This is a genomic window from Pseudomonas sp. PK-RTE-24 (assembly GCF_054052265.1).
This window is the reverse complement of record NZ_CM133224.1, coordinates 4997181-5014108: the sequence shown is the minus strand read 5'-3', so window position 1 is coordinate 5014108 and position 16928 is coordinate 4997181. Positions and strand designations below refer to the sequence as shown.

Genomic DNA, 16928 nt, shown 5'->3' with positions numbered 1-16928 from the left:
TCCCGTTGGATGATTTCAGTAGGCGCCGGCAGGGCGGGCGGTGACGGTGGACGAGGGCGCAGGGCTTTCGCTTTCTTCGTCCTCTTCGTCCAGGCGCAGCAGATGGGCAGGCACGCCGGTTGCTGCACCCCAGTAGTAAATGCCGGTGGCGCAAGCGGCGACGACGATCGTGTCGAACGGATGCGCGAGGATGCCCAGGCCACCGAAGGTGCCGAGTTTCGACAGCGCGATGGTCACCGCGTAGAAGGCGATCAGCCACGCCGATGAACTCACCTGACGCGCCAGGCTCAGGTGAGCGGTGGGCACAAAGCGGCCACAGAACAGGTAGATGACAAACATCAGGATTTGCAGGCCGAGCAGCCACGACACGGTGTTCCAGCCCGACCAGTAAACGATCAGCGCGGCGATGATGAACGACACCGGCCCAAGCAGGCCCATGCTCTTGACCCGGAACGGGCGCGGCATGTCCGGCGCATTGCGCCGCAACGCCGCAACCGACACCGGCGCCACCGCATAGCTCAACACCAGCGCGGCGGAGACCACGTTGATCAGCGCTTCCCACGACGGGAATGGCAGGGTCCAGAACACCGACAGGGCGAAAGTCAGCCACAGCGCCGGACGCGGGATGCCGGACTTTTCATCGATGTGGGTGAAGACCTTGAAGAAGGTGCCGGTCTGCGCCCAGCCGTAGATCACTCGCGGCGTGGCGTTCATGTAGATGTTGCCGCAGCCGCTCGGCGAGATCACCGCATCGGCGACCACCAGATACGCCAGCCAGCCCACACCGAGCGCCAGGGCGATGTCGCGATAGGGCAGGGCGAATTCCTTGCTGATACCGGCCCAGCCGTTGGCGAGCATTTCCGTCGGGATGCTGCCGAGAAAGGCCATTTGCAGCAGCACGTAGATCAGGGTCGACAGCAGTACCGAGAGAATCAGCGCGATGGGAATGGTGCGCTGTGGATTCTTCACTTCGCTGGCGACGGAAATGATCGGCGTCAGGCCCAGATAGGCAAAGATGATCCCCCCCGCAGAGACGGCCATCTCCACGCCGGACAGGCCGAATGGAGCGAATCCCTGAACCTGGAAGTTCTCCGGTTTGAAGAAGGTGAACAGCACGCCGATCACCAGCAGCGGCACGATGAATTTGAACACGCTGACCAGATTGTTGGCCTTGGCGAACGTCTTCACGCTGCGGTAGTTGAGCAGGAAAAACACGCAGAGCAGGCCGAACTGCACCAGCCAGCCGAGGATCGTCGGATCGCCACTGCCAGCCTTGGTCAGACCGGGAAACCATGCCGCCGCGTATTGGCGCGAGGCGACCACTTCGATCGCCACCAGACTGGAAAACGCAATCAGCGTAATGAAGCCCATCAGGTAGCCGAGCAGCGGGCCGTGGGAATAAACCGGGTAGCGCACCACGCCGCCAGCACGGGGCAATGCCGCGCCCAGTTCGCAGTAGACGATGCCCAGCAGCAACACGGCGAAACCGCCCAGCAACCAGGAAAAAATCCCCGCCGGTCCGGCAATCGCCGAGACATGGCTGGCGGCGAACAACCAGCCGGAGCCGAAGATCGCGCCGAGTCCGATAAAGGTGAGGTCGATCAATGAAAGCTGTTTTTTGAACTTGCCTTGGCCTGACATGGCATCGCCTTCTTGTGAGTTATTGGATAGGCAGTTGTGTCACGGGGACGAGCAGACTTTGCACCGCCCGGCAGTGGCGGCGATTGATGTTTTATGCAGGGATCGATGACGAATTCAGCACAATGGCGCCGATGAATGCGCGGCCTCGACAGGGCCGCGACGTTGCTGCAATCTGCTGGCGAGTGACATTTGCGGTGGTTCAACTCGAGGGGAAGTCTTTGATGCAGTCAGCGTTTTCGATCCTGTGCCAGGGCACTGACGGCTTGCGTGCGCAGACCCTCGAAGAGATGGTCGCGGGTGCCGCGCAGCTGTTGCCGATACTCGATGTGATCCCCAACGCGGCGATCTTCATCAAGGATCTGCAAGCGCGTTATGTGCTGGCCAACCGTACGCTGGTGCAGCGTTGTGGCTTGAAGGACCTGCGCCCGTTGCTCGGCAAAACCAGTGCGCAGGTGTTCCCGGCGCAGTTGGGGCCGGGTTATACCGAGCAGGATCGCAAGGTGCTGGAGGAAGGTTTCGTGTTGGAGGATCAGCTCGAACTGCATCTGTATGGCAGTCGCGAACCGGGCTGGTGCCTGACCCACAAGAGGCCGATCTACAACCGTGACGGGACGATCATCGGTCTGGTGGGGATCTCGGTGGATCTGCAGTCAGCCAGTGAAACCCACCCGGCGTTCGAGCGCCTGGCGGCTGTCGATGAATACATTCGCGGCAACTTCAACCGGCGGGTGACGCTGAGTGAACTGACGCGGATCGCCGGGATTTCCGTGGCGCAACTGGAACGCTACTGCAAACGCGTTTTCCACCTGACACCACGGCAGATGATTCAGAAAGTCCGCCTGGAACACGCGCATCGATTGCTGCACAGCGACTTGCCGATTACCGAGGTTGCGCTGCAATGCGGCTACACCGATCACAGCGCTTTCACCCGTCAGTTCAAAGCCTCGACCGGGTTTACACCACGCGAATACCGGCAAGCCACCGGGCATTAGACCAACACGGCCAGCCAGGCCGAGAGCAGCAGAAGAAGGGCCAGTGCCGCGTTCATGCGCTTGAACGCCTGCGGTGAGCTGAGCAAGCGCGCGCTGCCAACGCCGAGCAATGCCCAGAGCGTCATGCACGGCAACGACACCAGCAGAAACGCCAGCGACAACACCAACAGGCGCAGCGTCTTGTCGCCGCCGCCGACGAATACGCTGACCACCGCCACAGCCATCATCCACACCTTCGGGTTGACCAATTGCAGCAGCGCCGCGCCGAATACGCTCAAGCTTTGTTCCTGCGATTTCGGGTCCAGGGATGGCGGCGGGCTGCGAAAGATCTGCCACGCCAGCCAGCTCAACCAGAGCACGCCAGCCCAGGCCATCGCTTGCTGCACGCGCGGAAAGCGCAACAGGGTTTCGCCAGCACCGAGACCGACCACCAGCACGATCAACGCGGCCGCCGCACACGCGCCAAAAATGATCGGCAACGTGGCAATCAATCCGCGCCGCGAACTGTGGCTCAGCACCAGAATATTGGTCGGCCCCGGAGTGATCGAGGCGACGAAAGCAAACAGCAGAAAGGGCAGTAAAGAAGCCATGGTGCAAATTCCTGAAAGTCGAAACAGGACACCATGATCGTCAGCGGGCGGGCCTCAGTCTGGAAGATTTGAGCAGCGTTTGCGGTAGTCCGCCGGGGTCAATTGATAGGCGCGGCGGAACCAGCGACCGAGATGACTCTGATCGGCAAAACCGAGCACGCTGGCCACCTGCGCTGGCGTCTCGCCGCGCGCGAGCAATTGCCGCGCCTTGGCCAGGCGCAACTGGATCAGATAGGCGTGGGGTGCCAGACCGAAAGCGGCCTTGAACGCGCGGGTCAGGCGAAAACGATCGACACCACAGGCTTGCGCTAGGTCGTCGAGGCCGATGTCTTCGTAGGTGTGGGCATGCAGATAGTCGCGCGCAACCTGCGCAACCAGTGGCAGGCGCGGATCGAAGTCCTGACGCTTGCGCCAGTCGAGGTGGCGGGTGAGGGACGCCAGCAGGCCATCCAGCGCAGTCTGCCGGACGATGCGCAGATCGCCGTCATGTAACGCGTGGAAGGCTTGCACGATCGCAGTCGACAGGCGCGGATCGTGGCTCAGGGTGTCGGCAAAGCCTGGCTGACTGTCGGCGGGCGCCTCTTCGAACAGCGCGTGCAGTTCGCGCTCCAGCCAGTGCGGATCGAGGTACAGCATCGAGTAGGTGAAGCCATCCTCGGTCGGTGCATGGCCATCGTGGATCTCTCCTGGTTCAAGCAGGAACACATGCCCCGGGGTACTGCGATGACGTATACGACGGCAATTGAACTGCTGCACGCCCTGCTCGGTAACGCCCACGAGGAAACTGTCATGCCAGTGCGGATCGTAGGCATGCCCACGGAAATGCGCACGAATCGACTCGATCCCGGTATCGACATCCTGGGAGAGAGAGATCCAGTTGCGTTTGTCCATGGGAGGATTCCATAGGGCGGTTGAGCAGGGGCGTTTCTAAAATACCGCGTGGGGGAGAAGAGTGTTTAGAAGATTTGTGCAGGGGCGCAGGGGGATCGAGTCAGGCAATGTGCCTTGGATGGGAGGGGGACCAGAAAACACAGACGAAAAAAAACCGCCTTCGCGGGGCGGTTTTTCAATCCTCGGTTTGGAGCCGAGGCCATGTGCTTCACTAGCCACACCAACATGTCCGCGCATGGTATTAAGTTTCTCCCGTCAGTGCAACGTAGGTTTAGCGTGATGTGGGAGGTTTTTTCGGAGCGGCCAGCGCATGCAACTGAATTCAGATCTGTCAATAAACATTGTCAGAAATACGATTTTACAAAGGTTCAGGCGTAGCCGCAGGATAACCTTGGTTACTCGGGTTTTCTCTTCTGATTTCTGCGTTAAGATGCCTGCGCTCATCTTGTTGGTAGAGCAGTGAGGTTTGGCTGGGGGGCGCAAAAGGTTTCACGCCCTCTGACGCGGATTCGCACCCGCGCCGGAATGTTGTCTCGGAGGGATTTCAACCGGCCGCCTCACTAGCCACACCAGCATGTAGGCTGAAGGCACGCATGGTCCGGTAAGTTTGCTGGAGGTTTGGCCGCCAGCCCTGGAGGCCAAAACGTATGAAGCTTTTGCTGCGTACGCTGAGCCTTGTATGGAGATTGTTGAAAGCTTTGCGCTTTTACGAGTTCCTGCGAGATCACTTTGACGACTTGAAATAAGGGTCGTCTGGGTGGGAAAGACCCGTTTCGGTTTCGATCGATTCGGGTCTTTTTTTGCTTGCGTAAAGCTGTCAGAAATACGATTTGTCAGTTTTGTGCTTTAGACTTTGTAGGGCGTTTCGTCTGGACGCGTAAGCACCAGCTTAACGGTTAGGTAAGCAGCTGCTTTTACTCAACTCATCATTGATTGCGTCAATAACAACCATTAAGTCAATGAAGTTCTCATATCCACGGTGCGGCGTAAGATCGGTTCCATACCCAACCACTGCAACTCGGAGCACATCATCATGAAACGCCAGACTATCCTCGGTATCGCTTTCTCGGTTTTTGCACTGAACGCCTTCGCCGCCACCGAAACCGACCCACTGTTCAGCGACGCGGTGGCCGCTACTCAAACTGATCGTCTGTTCAGCGACGCAGTAGCCGCCACCGAAACCGACCCGCTATTCAGCGACGCAGTTGCCGCCACCGAAACCGATCCACTGTTCAGCGATGCAGTAGCCTCTGATGGCTCCGATCATCTGCAAGGCAATCGGGTTGCCGAAGGTGGCGCAGACCGTCTGCTCGAACGTCGCACCGCTTGAGCGCAACCATGAGCATCGATAGCGAATGCCGCCTAAACCACAGGCGGCATTCGTTCTGTTCATGCATTAGAACTCTGCTCTAAACCGCAGTCGGCAACACAGCCTTGTCCCGATCGCGGCCCTTGAACGTCGCCCAGAAACACAGCAGCACCGCCACGGAAAAACCGGCTGGAAATAGCCAGATACTTCTCCAGTCATGGCCCGCACTCGAAGTGAAGTGGTCAGTAATCCGTCCCGCAATCCAGAAGCCAATCAACATGCCCAACCCGTACGTGGCCAAGGTGATCAGACCTTGCGCCGAACTGCGGAAGCGTTCCGGTGCTTTTGCATCGGTGTAGATCTGCCCGGACACGAAGAAGAAGTCATAGCACACGCCGTGCAGGGCAATGCCGATCAGCAGCATGAATGCCTGATCGTCGTTATTGCCGAAGGCAAACAGCACGTAACGCAACGCCCAGGCAGCCATGCCGACCAGCAGGGCGATCTTGATGCCGAAACGATGGATGAACAGCGGCAACAGCAACATGAACAGCACTTCCGAGACCTGACCGATGGCCATCTTCGCTGTCGGGTTGGTCACGCCGATCTCCGCGAGAAACGGGTTGGCGTTCTGGTAATAGAAGGCCAGCGGAATGCAGATCAGGATCGAGGCGAGAAAGAACACCAGATAGCTGCGATCCTTGAGCAAACCCCACGCATCGACGCCGAGCATCTGCTTCAGGCTTGATGAGCCGGCTGCGGTTTTCAGCGGCGCGGTGTTCGGCAGACTGAAGCTGTAAAGCCCCAACAGCAGTGATGCGACGGCGGACATCAGGAACGTATTGCGCAAGCCTCCCGCCGCGATGCTTTGTTGCGAGTCCCAGGCGAACACGAAGCTGATCACCACACCGGCGACAATCCAGCCCACTGTGCCCCATACGCGAATGCGCGAGAACTCTAGCGCCGGGTCTTTGATCTGGCGGAACGCCACGGCGTTCACCAGCGCCAATGTCGGCATGTAGACCATCATGTAGGCGAGCACATAGGGATAAAACGCGCTGAAGTCTGCCGCGCGATAGAGCTGATAGAGCAGCACCGCGCCCAGCAGATGGAGCGCCGCCAGAATGCGTTCGGCATTGAAAAACCGGTCGGCAATCAAGCCAATGACAAACGGCGCCAGAATCGCACCCCATGATTGCGTGGCGAAGGCCATGCCGACCTGGCCGCCGCTGGCAGCGAGCGTGGTGGCCAGAAAAGTGCCGAGGGTGACGAACCAGCCGCCCCAGATAAAGAACTGCAAAAACATCATCACGCTCAGTCGCGCATTCATTACGTTCATTTCAGATCACCGTATTGTTTTTATGTCGGTAACGCGGATGAATCAGTCGTCGGTCAGGCCGAGCAGGCGCCGGTTGGAAGCGGCATCGGCGCTGACCCCGGCGAAATCGTCGAAGGCCTTGGCGGTCTTGCGGATCATGTGTCGCTCGATGAACGCCGCGCCTTCCGCCGCGCCCTGTGCAGAGTCTTTCAGGCAGCATTCCCACTCCAGCACGGCCCAGCCGTTGAAGTCGTATTGGCACAATTTGCTGAAGATCGATTTGAAATCGATCTGGCCGTCGCCCAGCGAGCGGAAGCGCCCGGGACGCTCGACCCAGCCCTGATAGCCGCCGTAGACGCCGGAGCGCGCATCGGGGCGGAACTCGGCATCCTTGACGTGGAACATGCGGATGCGTTGGTGGTAACGGTCGATGAAGCCGAGGTAATCCATTTGCTGCAGCAGCAGGTGGCTCGGGTCATAGAGAATTGCGGCGCGGGGGTGATGATTCACCGCCTCAAGAAACTGCTCGAACGACGCGCCGTCATGCAAGTCTTCGCCGGGATGGATTTCGTAGCACAGATCAACGCCGGCCTCTTCGAAGCAATCGAGGATCGGCAGCCAGCGCTTGCCCAGTTCGGCGAAACCTTGCTCGACCAAACCGGCCGGACGTTGCGGCCATGGATAGACGTAGGGCCAGAGCAGTGCGCCGGAGAAGGTCGCATGGGCCTTGAGTCCGAGACGCTGGCTGGCACGGGCCGCCAGTTTCAACTGTTCGATGGCCCACTCGGTGCGCTCCTGCGGTTTGCCGCGCAGTGCTGGCGGGGCGAAGTCGTCGAACAGACTGTCGAACGCCGGATGCACAGCGACCAATTGTCCTTGCAGGTGCGTCGACAACTCGCTGATCACTACACCCGCGCGGGCGCAGACGGCGATGAGTTCGTCGCAGTAATCCTGGCTCTCAGCGGCGCGCTGCAAATCGATGAAACGCGTGCCGAGGGTCGGTACCTGAATGGCTTTATAGCCTTGCGAGGCTGCCCACTCGGCGATGTTGGCGAGGGAGTCGAAAGGCGCTTCGTCGGCGATGAATTGCGCGAGGAAAATCCCCGGACCTTTCAGGCCAGTCAAATTTTGCTGATCACTGTTCATTGTGCTGGGCTCCTGTCAGTGGGCCGGGTATCTCGCTCCACTTTTCATTGCCAAGGTGATTGGCGATGGCGGTTTCAATGAAGGCCATGCCGCGCAGGCCGGTCTCGATGCCCGGTATGCCCGGGGCATGATGGCCTTCGACGCCTTGAACAATCGCCTCGGCGAGATCGCCGTACAGGTTGGCCATCGCTTCCAGATAACCCTCGGGATGCCCGGCGGGCAGGCGCATGCGCTGACTGGCAGCGTCACACAACCACGGCTGACCGACTCCGGATCGCAGAATACGCATCGGTTCATTCAACGGTCGATGAATCAGACTGGCCGGCTCTTCCTGACGCCATTCCAGCCCACCCTTGTCACCGTAGACGCGGATCTTCAGCGGGTTTTCCTCACCGGCGCAGACCTGGCTGGCGAGCAATACACCACTGGCGCCGTCGCTCATTTTGAACAGCATCGCCACATCGTCATCCAGTTGCCGACCCTCGACATGCGAACCGAGCATTGCGCTGATGAACTGGATCGACTGGCCGGCAACGAACTCGGCGAGGGAAAACGCATGGGTGCCGATGTCGCCAATGCAGCCGCCGATCCCGGATTGCGCCGGATCGTCGCGCCAGCCGGCCTGCTTGTTGCCTTGCCCGGCGACATCGGTGCTGAGCCAGCCTTGCGGGTACTCGACGATGACTTTGCGCACGTGCCCGAGCACGCCGCTGGCGACCATTTCGCGGGCCTGCCAGACCATCGCGTAACCGAGGTAGGTGTGCGCCAGCCCGTAAATTCGCTGGCTGTTGATCACCACCGAATGCAGCGCCTGCACCTCGGCGAGGTTCAGCGCCGCGGGTTTCTCGCTGAACACGTGAAAACCGGCGCTCAATGCCTCACGGGCAATCGGTGCGTGCAGATGATTGGGGGTGACGATGACCAGCAGTTGCATGCGTTGCTCGGCGGGCAGGGCGGCCTCGCGGGTAAGCAGGGTTTGCCAATCGTCGTAACAACGTTCGGCGGACACTCCCAGGGTCGCAGCGGTGCGCTGATTATTCTCTGAGTCGCGGCTGAACGCGCCACAGACCAGTTCGAAGCGTCCGTCGAGGCCGGCGGCTTGCCGGTGGGCACGGGCAATGAATGAACCTTCACCGCCTCCAACAAAACCCATTCTTATTTTTGCGGCAGCGTACATGGCAGTCGTCTCGGTAGCTGGATGCAATGCTGATGAGTGATGTAACCGGTTACATCGTGGGCGAAATCTAGGCGTGAAATAGCCGAGTGTCAAATGCCAGCGGATGATCGACAGCGTTTCGATCGCTCGTTGCCTGCGGTAAGCTCCGCGTCTGATCGGCATGAATCAACGAGGTGTTTTTGTCCAATATTCGCGAAGTGGCTCGACTGGCCGGGGTTTCCGTGGCGACGGTTTCGAGGACTTTGAAATCGCCCGAGCGTGTGCTCGCGCCAACCCGTGAGCGCGTCATGGCGGCCGTGGAGCAGGCCGGCTATCGGCCGAACCTGATGGCCGTGCAGTTTCGTTCGCGGCGCACCGGCAATCTGGTGATTCTGGTGCCGACCATCGCCAATACCTTCTTTGCCCGGGTCATCAGCGGCGCGCAGCAAGCGGCGCAGGCAGCCGGTTATCGGCTGCTGCTGTGCGACACTCAGGGCCGGGAAGAACTGGAGCGACAATTCGCCGAGCTGGTGTACGCCTATCAGGCCGACGGGGTGATTCAGTTGCGCGCCTACGATCCTTTCGAAAACGCTCCGGCCGACGCCGATGTGCCGCCGATCATCAATGCTTGCGAAGTGCTCAAGGCCGGGCGTTATCCAACCATCAGCCTGGACAACGTTGCCGCCGCCAAAGCCATGACCGAACATCTGATCGCATCGGGGCACCGACGCATCGGCCTGATCAAGGGCTCGAAAAACAGCCCGTTGACTCTGGATCGACTGGCAGGCTACGAAGCGGCACTGCGCGAGGCCGGGATTGCCTTCGACGAAGCACTGATCTGCCATGGCAATTTCAGCCTCGAGGCCGGTTTTGCCGGCGCGCAAAAGATGCTCGCATTGGCCGAGCGGCCGAGCGCGCTGTTCTGCGAAAACGATGAAATGGCCATTGGTGCGCTCAAGCGCATCCGGCAGGCCGGGCTGCGTGTGCCCGAGGATATTTCATTGGTGGGTTTCGATGACATTCCCATGGCTGCGTTCTGCGATCCGCCGCTGACCACCATCTCGCAACCAGCCGAGGCCTTCGGGGCCAAGGCGGTCGAGATGCTGATTGCCCTGATCGAAAAGCGGCCGCTGGCAGAAAGGCATGTCGTCCTGCCGTTCGAGCTGACGCCACGCAGCAGCACGGCCCGCATCGACAACACGGGCAAGCGCTAACCTGATCACGCCGCTGGCGGTTTCGCCAGCGCAATCCCCGCTGCGCCCAACCGCTTCAACACTTCAAACAACAAATCGCTCTTGGTCAGCCCGACAATCCTCGGGCTGCCCACATAGCCGGTGACCGTGAGGGTTATGCCGTCCGGGGACAACTTGCTGAAACGCACGAATGGCGCCGGTTTATCGAGAATGGTTTCGTTCTCGTGATACGCATCCAGCAGCAGTTGTTTGACCTGCTCAGGATCGATATCCAGCGGAAACACCAGCTCCAGCGATGCCACGCCCTGAGCGCTGCCGCCGAGGGTAACGTTGCGCAGGTTCTGCGAGATCAGCTGCGAGTTGGGCACGATCACGATCGAGCGGTCGCTGAGCTGGATTTCCGTGGCGCGCACGTTGATCCGGCGGATGTCGCCCTCGACGCCGCTGATGCTGATCAGGTCGCCGACCTTGACCGGGCGCTCGGTGAGCAGAATCAGGCCGGAGACGAAGTTCTTGACGATCTCCTGCAAGCCAAAGCCGATACCGACGGATAGCGCACTGACGATCCACGCCAGATTGGTCCACTGCACGCCCAGCGACGACAGCGTCAGCAGAATCACGAAGGCGTAGCCGATATTGGAGAACAGCGTGCTCAGCGACGCGCACATGCCCGGGTCCATGTCGGTCTTGGGCAGGAATTCGTTGTCGAGCCAGCGGCTCAATGTACGGATCAGCCAGATGCCGATCAGCAGCGCCAGCAGCGCATTGAGCAGGTGCCCGGGGACGATATTCAGCTTGCGCAAACCGGCGCCGCCAAGAATCGACATGATGTTGGTGACCAGTTGGCCGAGCGTGGTGCCGATGCCGCCGACAAACAACGAAATCAGCGCCATCAGCATCAGGCCGGCGCGGCTGACGCCGGACAACAGGATCGACGTTTGCTCAAGGCGTCGATCGCTGACCCCGAGCAATTGCTTGAGCGCCTGGCCGCTCGCGTGTTTCGGTGAAAACAGGTGTTCACAGGCGTCCTTGACCAACTGAATGAGCAAATAGAAACCCGACAGCACGACGTAGCTCCACACCAGTTCATAACTGATGAACCGCGCCAGCGAAACATAGCCGGCAAGCAGGGCAATGGCCGTGACAAACATCGAGACGCTGGCGACGCTGTAGATCAGCCCGGCGAACACGCTGTTCGTCGCCGAAGCGTCGTTGGCGGCGACCAAGGCCTTGCGCACTTTGCCCACGCGCACCAGCATCGTGCCGATGATCGCCAGCACCACCATGGAAATCACGCCGCGCCCGGCCATCACGATGTGGCTGCTCATGCCTGTGGCATTGGCGACTTGTACCAGCGTCACCAACACCAGCAACGCGCAGGCGAGGATTCGCGGATAAGGCTTGAGGGCCAGCGCCACTGGATCAGCAATTGCCGGCAGGCGCCACGACGGGTGCTCGGTGGACAGCAATGCACGGCTGAGCCCGGTGATCAGCACGCAGGCATAGACGACTTTTTCGAACTCTTCGGAGAAGGTTTCCAGCATCGGCGGCAGGGCGTCGTGGCGGGTGCAGGCGTAGAACAGCAGCTTCAGGGCGATGGCGGTGGTGATGAAGGTCGCTATGGCTGAGGCGAAGGCCAAGGCACTGCGGCGCAGTCGGCCCTCCGCCACGCGATGAATGCAGAACCAGGTCAGCCCGCGCTCAGCCAGACGTCGGCCGAAGGTCCAGATCAGCAGCGCCAGCAGCACCAGTACGCAGGTGTAAAACCGCTCGCCCGGCGCCCAGACCGTGGCCCATACGTCAGCCACCTGCTCGACGAACAGTCGCAGGCGCTGGCGGTCGTCCTCGCTTGGATTGATCAGTGGCGCCCAGAACTGCGGACTCAACACACTGCGCGTGCTCAGGGTCAGTTCGCTTTCCAGTAGCGTGCGGCGGATGCCGGCGATTTGCGTGATCAGGTCGGCGGCATTCTGTTTCAGTGCGGCGAGGCTTTTCAGGGTGCCGTCGACCTTGCTTTTCTGTTCCGCCAGCGCAGCCCGTTGCGCGACGATATCGGCTTGCTCGGCAGCCACCTCAGCGTCTGGAGCGGTGCCAAGCACGCCCAGTTGCACCGCCAGTTGCGCCTGTTGCGGCAACAGCGCTGCCGACAACCGATCGACATCGAGAATGAACGCCTGCACCCGATCCTGCGGGCCTTCGAGCTGGTTGTAATTGTTCGCCGCCGAGATCTGCTGCTTGAGCCCGTCGAGGCGTTGTTGCAGGGCTTGCAGATCGCTCTGCGAAATCACCGGCAGCGGCGCTGCGCCGGGGGTTGTCGGCGCGGCAGGCTCCGCTGCCCACGGCGCAGCGCTGCCCGGCATCAGCAGCAGGAACAGAATCAAAAACAACGACTTGAATGAACAACGCATGGGGGCGGCGGGCTCGAGTGGAACACACAGTCTATGAGGGTAGGTGATCGCGCCGAATGGAGCGGAAAACTTTCACTGGAAGAGGCGGGTATACGCTCATCCAGTCCAGCGGAATGATCCGCACAGCGAGCGGTCAACCGGCAATAACAGCTTCGAGAGCGTGCCATGTCCATCGCCAAGGAAACGATTGAATACCTGCGCCAACATTCGCTGATCATCACCACCGCCGAATCCTGCACGGCCGGGGAAATCGTCATGTTGCTGTCGGAAGTGCCCGGCAGCGGCGAGCTGATCGAATGCGGCTACGTGGTCTATTCGCCGCAGGCCAAGCAGCGCTTGCTCCACGTCAGCCCGGCGACCATGGAAACCTTCAATCTGACCAGCGTGGAAGTTGCCAGTGAAATGGCCATTGGTGCGTTGCGCGACAGCACGGCCAACGTCGCCGTCGCCACCACCGGCATTCTCGGACCCGATGATATGGACGGCATCAAGGCCGGTACGGTGTGTTTCGCCTGGGCATTCCAGTTCGATGACCAACATTTTCTGTTCAGCACCCGGCAATGGTTTCCCGGATCGCGCAGTGAAGTGCAGACCCTGGCCTGTGAGTTCGCCTTGCAGCAGTTGCCGGCCTATCACCGTCGCGCCTTGCGCGGCGAAGGAGGGTGGCGCCGATGAAGCCTGACGCTGAGCATCCCGATCTGCGCAGTCGGCAGTTCCCGGTGCAGGAGGACATGGCCTATCAACTGAAGGTCTGGCGCTTCGAGCGCATCGGTTGGTATCTGCTGGTGCTGTGCATGCTGCTGGGTCTGTTGGGGCTGTTTTCCCGGGGCGTGCTCAGTTCGCAGGACGCCCGCAGCGACGATGGCAAAGTCCAGGTCGAGTACGAGATGTTCCACCGCAACGGCTCGACCAACCCGCTGAAACTCAGCGTGCACGCGACGCCTGAAGCTACCGTCGAATTGGACATCGGCGGCGAGATGCTCGATGGCTTCAGCATCGAAACCATGCAGCCGGCGCCGGTGCGTATGCGCAGCTCAGCGCAGGGCATGCGTTTGTGGTTGCAGGCGGATACGCAGGGCCAGGCAACGCTTTATCTGACCCTGCGCGGCGACGGACTGGGCCTGTTTCGCAGCCATATCCGCGCGCTAGGCTCGAGCGAAGTGAAGCTCATTCAATTCATTTATCCATAGGTGACCCATGGACTCGGTGTTGCGCGCACTCGCGATGTATCTGGCACTGATGGTGCTGTTCAAAATTGCCGGTCGGCGTTCGTTGGCCGAGCTGACGACGTTTGATTTCGTCTTGCTGATGATCATCGGTGAAGCCACCCAGCAAGCGCTGCTCGGGGATGATTTTTCCCTGACCAATGCGTTTCTGGTGATCATCACCCTGATCGCCATCGACGTTGGGTTCTCCTTGCTCAAGCAGCGTTCCAGCTGGATCTCGCGGCTGATCGATGGTGAACCAACGATCATTGTCGAGAACGGCAAGCTGTTGCAGCGGCGTCTGCGCCATGCGCGGCTGGTCGAGGCGGACGTCATGGAAGCCGCGCGTTCCAGTCAGGGCATTGAAACCATCGACCAGATCAAATTCGCGATCATCGAACGCAACGGCAAGATTTCAGTGATCCGCCAGGATCCGGAAGGCGGCTGAGCCTTTGGCGCCGCGCACGCGCAATTTTTTTGAACGCTGAAAAAGCCCCGCAGCCCAATGCTTACAAGTCATCGGAGGATTGCGAAATGAACGAGGCAGCGAGTTACTTCTCCATCGCCGTGGCGGTGATCATTCTGCTGGTCGACCTGTGGGCGATTGTCAGTGTGTTTCGCAGCAACAAGAGCGTCGGCGTCAAAGCCGCCTGGGCGATCGGCTTGATCGTGTTCCCGGTGCTCGGCCTGATCGTGTGGGGCATCGCCGGCCCGCGCGGCGTCAAGGAAGGGCCTTCGTCGCCGGAGCACAGTAAGGGCTGAGAGCCCGATGCAGTCCTGCAATGAATTTGCGCACATCCCGGAAGAAGGTAAACGATGCTAGGTCAAGCTTGAACCGGGTAGCAATACCACTGCTGAAAGGAGATTGTCATGAAGAAAATCTGCGTATGTCTGGGGTTCTGCTCAATGTTTCTGTTGAGCGGCTGCTTCGATTCCAACGATGCACCCAACAAGGACGGTGACAAAAGCAAACCGTCGGTGCAGATGCAGACCGAGAAGCCCGAGGACGGCAAGTAGCTGCTGGCGAGTAATCCCTGTGGGAGCGAGCCTGCTCGCGAAGGCGTCAGGTCAGACAACTCTGTGCTGACTGATGCTCCGTCTTCGCGAGCAGGCTCGCTCCCACATTGGTTCAGTCGTGTGAATAAACGTACTCCAGCCACACCCAATACATCAGCGCCACAGCACTGATCCCTCCTCCGAGAAAACACACCGCCACCCAGCCAGAGTGCGCATAGGTATACGTCGCCGCGATGGCGCCCAAACCACTGCCCACCGAGTAAAAACACATATACGCACCGACCAGTCGGCTCTGCGCATCGGGCCGTGCGGCGAAGATCAGGCTTTGGTTGGTGACGTGCACCGCTTGCACGGCGAAGTCGAGGAGGATCACTCCGACGGCCATCGCCAGCAGCGAACTGTCGACAAATGCGATGGGTAGCCAGGACAGCGTCAACAGCGCCAGGGCGATGCCGGTGGTGCGATTGCCCAAGCCGCGATCGGCCAGGCGCCCAGCCCGTGCGGCGGCGAGCGCGCCCGCCACTCCGGCCAGTCCGAACAGGCCGATCTGCGTGTGGGACAACGACAGGGGCGGGGCGCTGAGCGGCAGCACCATCGACGTCCACAACACACTGAACGCGGCGAAGATCAGCAGGGCGAAGATACCTCTGATGCGCAATACCCGCTCAGTCAAAAAAAGTTGGAACATCGAGCGCAGCAATTGCCGATAGCTGCCCTGTGCGGGCGGTTTTGCCGAGGCGGGCAGGGTGCGCCATAACAGCAGAGCGATGCCGATCATCATGACTGCCGAGACAAAATACACGCCGCGCCAACCGGCCAGATCAGCCACTACGCCGGAAACGAAACGCGCCAGCAAAATGCCCAGCACCACGCCACTGGTGACGGTGCCTACGGCGGCGCCGCGCTGTTCCGGACGAGCAAGGCTGGCGGTGCAGGCGACCACCACTTGCACCACCACCGCCAGCAATCCCACCAGCATCATGGCGCCGAGCAACACTCCCCAGCTCTCGGACAGGCCCACGGCACACAGCGCCGTTGCAGACAAAAGCAGTTGGCTGACGATGAGTTTCTTTCGATCGAGCAGATCACCCAGCGGCACAATGAACAGCAGCCCGACCGCATACCCGGCTTGCGTGGCCGTGACCACAACGCCGATTGCACCGGGTGAAACCCCGAGGCTGGCGGCCATCGATTCCAACAATGGCTGTGCGAAATAAACATTGGCCACTGCTATCGCGCAGGTGATTGCAAAGAGAAAAGTCTGCAAACGACTCAGCCCGGTCGTTGCGCTGTCAGCTGCGGCTTGCGCATTGATCAGGGTTTGCGTCTGACACGGCATCCTTGCTTCCTCGTAGTGTGGTTTTGAATTGAAACCGATACGTTGATCTTTATTCATTCGGGTTGTTAAATGCAACCACATTCAATAGCCGATCCATCAGGAATCACATGGCCCGACAACAAACATTGGCGCAGAGCGAATGCCCGGTGGCCCGAACACTCGAAGCCATTGGCGATCGCTGGGCCTTGATGATCATTCGCGATGCGTTCGATGACGTGCGCCGTTTCAGTGAATTCCAGAAACGTCTGGGCTTGGCCAAGAACATCCTCACGGTCAAACTGAAAATGCTCGTCGAGCTCGGCGTGTTGCAGATTCAGCCCGCGTCCGATGGCAGCGCCTACAAGGAATACGTGCTCACCGACATGGGCCGGGCGGTGTTCCCCATCGTCGTCAGCCTGCGGCAGTGGGGCGAGCGTTTTCTGTTTGTCGAGGGGGAGGAGCACTCGATCCTGCTCGACAACGAACGGGCCGAGCCCGTCGAAACTATCGTCGTGCGCTCCAGCGCCGGCGCGGTGCTGGCCCCGGCAGACTGTCACCGAAAAGTGGTGACGCGCCGGTAAAGAAGCCGAGCAGATAGTCGTGGCGCGTATTCACAGACGCGCTATCTCCATGGCATGAAAAGTCGAGCCGGCATTCGCAGGGTTTTTGATCTAGGCTGTTTTCGATCCTCGATCAGCAGCGGTGCGCCGTTGCCAGATTGGTTTAATCAACGCGGTTGCCGGA

General features: G+C 60.2%; 17 protein-coding genes. 9 read left to right on the top strand and 8 right to left on the bottom strand.

The features are described from left to right. Positions 1–15 precede the first annotated feature (15 nt). Complete coding sequence (locus ACV8MC_RS22410; protein WP_252869223.1) at positions 16–1641, bottom strand: APC family permease; 1626 nt, start codon at positions 1639–1641, stop codon at positions 16–18. A 221-nt stretch (positions 1642–1862) separates the two neighbouring features. On the opposite strand from ACV8MC_RS22410, the gene ACV8MC_RS22405 reads away from it, so the two are divergent. Then, a complete protein-coding gene (locus tag ACV8MC_RS22405; RefSeq protein WP_252885778.1) occupies positions 1863–2633 on the top strand; it encodes an AraC family transcriptional regulator in 771 nt (256 codons plus the stop codon). Here ACV8MC_RS22405 and ACV8MC_RS22400 read toward each other — a convergent pair. Together ACV8MC_RS22400 and ACV8MC_RS22395 are read right to left on the bottom strand one after the other, a co-directional pair. Further along, on the bottom strand, positions 2630–3223 hold the full coding sequence (locus tag ACV8MC_RS22400) for a LysE family translocator (protein ID WP_076563371.1): 594 nt from the start codon (positions 3221–3223) through the stop codon (positions 2630–2632). The genes ACV8MC_RS22405 and ACV8MC_RS22400 overlap by 4 nt on opposite strands. Positions 3224–3277: 54 nt before the next feature. Further along, on the bottom strand, positions 3278–4114 hold the full coding sequence (locus ACV8MC_RS22395; RefSeq protein ID WP_457263524.1) for an AraC family transcriptional regulator: 837 nt from the start codon (positions 4112–4114) through the stop codon (positions 3278–3280). A gap of 1033 nt (positions 4115–5147) precedes the next feature. On the opposite strand from ACV8MC_RS22395, the gene ACV8MC_RS22390 reads away from it, so the two are divergent. Next, on the top strand, positions 5148–5444 hold the full coding sequence (locus ACV8MC_RS22390; RefSeq protein WP_042609596.1) for a hypothetical protein: 297 nt from the start codon (positions 5148–5150) through the stop codon (positions 5442–5444). A 79-nt stretch (positions 5445–5523) separates the two neighbouring features. Here ACV8MC_RS22390 and ACV8MC_RS22385 read toward each other — a convergent pair whose 3' ends face one another. From ACV8MC_RS22385 to ACV8MC_RS22375, 3 genes are read right to left on the bottom strand one after another with little or no spacing between them, the layout of a single operon-like run. Next, the gene (locus ACV8MC_RS22385) at positions 5524–6762 is read right to left on the bottom strand and encodes a nucleoside permease (protein WP_457263522.1); all 1239 of its coding nucleotides are present in this window, start codon (positions 6760–6762) and stop codon (positions 5524–5526) included. Between the two features lie 42 nt (positions 6763–6804). Then, positions 6805–7887, bottom strand: coding sequence for a sugar phosphate isomerase/epimerase family protein (locus ACV8MC_RS22380; protein WP_056784758.1), 1083 nt, complete (start codon positions 7885–7887; stop codon positions 6805–6807). Further along, on the bottom strand, positions 7877–9040 hold the full coding sequence (locus tag ACV8MC_RS22375) for a Gfo/Idh/MocA family protein (RefSeq protein ID WP_457263520.1): 1164 nt from the start codon (positions 9038–9040) through the stop codon (positions 7877–7879). Before ACV8MC_RS22375 ends, ACV8MC_RS22380 begins: the two co-directional genes overlap by 11 nt. A 203-nt stretch (positions 9041–9243) precedes the next feature. Between ACV8MC_RS22375 and ACV8MC_RS22370 the strand changes: the two genes are divergently transcribed. Next, a complete protein-coding gene (locus ACV8MC_RS22370; protein WP_095180279.1) occupies positions 9244–10257 on the top strand; it encodes a LacI family DNA-binding transcriptional regulator in 1014 nt (337 codons plus the stop codon). A gap of 5 nt (positions 10258–10262) precedes the next feature. Here ACV8MC_RS22370 and ACV8MC_RS22365 read toward each other — a convergent pair whose 3' ends face one another. Next, positions 10263–12644: a DUF3772 domain-containing protein gene (locus ACV8MC_RS22365; protein ID WP_457263518.1), complete on the bottom strand. Its 2382-nt coding sequence runs from the start codon at positions 12642–12644 to the stop codon at positions 10263–10265. A 165-nt stretch (positions 12645–12809) separates the two neighbouring features. Here ACV8MC_RS22365 and ACV8MC_RS22360 point away from each other — a divergent pair, with 165 nt between their 5' ends. From ACV8MC_RS22360 to ACV8MC_RS22340, 5 genes are all read left to right on the top strand, one after another. Then, entirely contained in the window at positions 12810–13319 is a 510-nt protein-coding gene (locus tag ACV8MC_RS22360; protein WP_150635663.1) for a CinA family protein, read from the top strand. After that, positions 13316–13834: a hypothetical protein gene (locus tag ACV8MC_RS22355; protein WP_457263517.1), complete on the top strand. Its 519-nt coding sequence runs from the start codon at positions 13316–13318 to the stop codon at positions 13832–13834. The genes ACV8MC_RS22360 and ACV8MC_RS22355 overlap by 4 nt, the downstream gene beginning before the upstream one ends. 7 nt (positions 13835–13841) lie before the next feature. Further along, positions 13842–14297: a DUF421 domain-containing protein gene (locus ACV8MC_RS22350; protein WP_016774256.1), complete on the top strand. Its 456-nt coding sequence runs from the start codon at positions 13842–13844 to the stop codon at positions 14295–14297. A gap of 86 nt (positions 14298–14383) precedes the next feature. Further along, the gene (locus ACV8MC_RS22345; RefSeq protein ID WP_024012535.1) at positions 14384–14611 is read left to right on the top strand and encodes a PLD nuclease N-terminal domain-containing protein; all 228 of its coding nucleotides are present in this window, start codon (positions 14384–14386) and stop codon (positions 14609–14611) included. A 108-nt stretch (positions 14612–14719) separates the two neighbouring features. Beyond that, positions 14720–14866 carry a hypothetical protein gene (locus ACV8MC_RS22340; RefSeq protein ID WP_177434183.1) on the top strand — a complete coding sequence of 49 codons (147 nt, stop codon included), beginning with the start codon at positions 14720–14722 and terminating at the stop codon, positions 14864–14866. 112 nt (positions 14867–14978) lie between these two features. Here ACV8MC_RS22340 and ACV8MC_RS22335 read toward each other — a convergent pair whose 3' ends face one another. Next, positions 14979–16205 (bottom strand): MFS transporter, encoded by a 1227-nt coding sequence (locus ACV8MC_RS22335; RefSeq protein ID WP_457263515.1) that lies wholly within the window; start codon positions 16203–16205, stop codon positions 14979–14981. Positions 16206–16312: 107 nt separating this feature from the next. Here ACV8MC_RS22335 and ACV8MC_RS22330 point away from each other — a divergent pair, with 107 nt between their 5' ends. Then, the gene (locus ACV8MC_RS22330) at positions 16313–16765 is read left to right on the top strand and encodes a winged helix-turn-helix transcriptional regulator (protein WP_056784779.1); all 453 of its coding nucleotides are present in this window, start codon (positions 16313–16315) and stop codon (positions 16763–16765) included. Positions 16766–16928: the final 163 nt, after the last annotated feature.

Bases quoted from the DNA above. Each gene is read 5' to 3' on its own strand.
- ACV8MC_RS22400 (WP_076563371.1), bottom strand. From the start codon at position 3,223: ATGGCTTCTTTACTGCCCTTTCTGCTGTTTGCTTTCGTCGCCTCGATC.
- ACV8MC_RS22350 (WP_016774256.1), top strand. From the start codon at position 13,842: ATGGACTCGGTGTTGCGCGCACTCGCGATGTATCTGGCACTGATGGTG.
- ACV8MC_RS22345 (WP_024012535.1), top strand. From the start codon at position 14,384: ATGAACGAGGCAGCGAGTTACTTCTCCATCGCCGTGGCGGTGATCATT.
- ACV8MC_RS22395 (WP_457263524.1), bottom strand. From the start codon at position 4,114: ATGGACAAACGCAACTGGATCTCTCTCTCCCAGGATGTCGATACCGGG.
- ACV8MC_RS22355 (WP_457263517.1), top strand. From the start codon at position 13,316: ATGAAGCCTGACGCTGAGCATCCCGATCTGCGCAGTCGGCAGTTCCCG.
- ACV8MC_RS22380 (WP_056784758.1), bottom strand. From the start codon at position 7,887: ATGAACAGTGATCAGCAAAATTTGACTGGCCTGAAAGGTCCGGGGATT.
- ACV8MC_RS22335 (WP_457263515.1), bottom strand. From the start codon at position 16,205: ATGCCGTGTCAGACGCAAACCCTGATCAATGCGCAAGCCGCAGCTGAC.
- ACV8MC_RS22385 (WP_457263522.1), bottom strand. From the start codon at position 6,762: ATGAACGTAATGAATGCGCGACTGAGCGTGATGATGTTTTTGCAGTTC.
- ACV8MC_RS22330 (WP_056784779.1), top strand. From the start codon at position 16,313: ATGGCCCGACAACAAACATTGGCGCAGAGCGAATGCCCGGTGGCCCGA.
- ACV8MC_RS22375 (WP_457263520.1), bottom strand. From the start codon at position 9,040: ATGGGTTTTGTTGGAGGCGGTGAAGGTTCATTCATTGCCCGTGCCCAC.
- ACV8MC_RS22360 (WP_150635663.1), top strand. From the start codon at position 12,810: ATGTCCATCGCCAAGGAAACGATTGAATACCTGCGCCAACATTCGCTG.
- ACV8MC_RS22410 (WP_252869223.1), bottom strand. From the start codon at position 1,641: ATGTCAGGCCAAGGCAAGTTCAAAAAACAGCTTTCATTGATCGACCTC.
- ACV8MC_RS22340 (WP_177434183.1), top strand. From the start codon at position 14,720: ATGAAGAAAATCTGCGTATGTCTGGGGTTCTGCTCAATGTTTCTGTTG.
- ACV8MC_RS22365 (WP_457263518.1), bottom strand. From the start codon at position 12,644: ATGCGTTGTTCATTCAAGTCGTTGTTTTTGATTCTGTTCCTGCTGCTG.
- ACV8MC_RS22390 (WP_042609596.1), top strand. From the start codon at position 5,148: ATGAAACGCCAGACTATCCTCGGTATCGCTTTCTCGGTTTTTGCACTG.
- ACV8MC_RS22405 (WP_252885778.1), top strand. From the start codon at position 1,863: ATGCAGTCAGCGTTTTCGATCCTGTGCCAGGGCACTGACGGCTTGCGT.